Origin of the sequence: Vibrio marinisediminis (assembly GCF_014050145.1) — a bacterium.
GTDB classification, from domain to species: Bacteria; Pseudomonadota; Gammaproteobacteria; order Enterobacterales; family Vibrionaceae; genus Vibrio; species Vibrio marinisediminis.
This window is the reverse complement of record NZ_JACFYF010000432.1, coordinates 1-225: the sequence shown is the minus strand read 5'-3', so window position 1 is coordinate 225 and position 225 is coordinate 1. Positions and strand designations below refer to the sequence as shown.

General features: G+C 50.2%; 1 protein-coding gene. It reads right to left on the bottom strand.

Going from position 1 to position 225, the window contains the following annotated elements; genetic code table 11:
• Positions 1 to 191: hypothetical protein (locus H2O73_RS22045; protein ID WP_220457805.1), on the bottom strand; the 191-nt coding region annotated here is incomplete at its 3' end.
• Between the last annotated feature and the right edge of the window lie 34 nt (positions 192 to 225).

Below are 225 nucleotides of genomic sequence, written 5' to 3'. Positions count from 1 at the left end.
ATCGAAACTGCCAGCGGAGCAACAGTGTTAGCGACTGCTATCGCGACTGGCTGTACAGAATCAGACAGCCCTTGGCGAGAAAGTTCGCGACAAGCCAAAATTTTTTCAATTTTTTCGAGCGGAGCGCCAATGAAAACAGCTGCTTGACGCCGTTCCAGCAATATATCGAACAAACTGATAGTGAAGTCCACACACCATCAGGCCGGCAGATCAGGTCCAGCAACG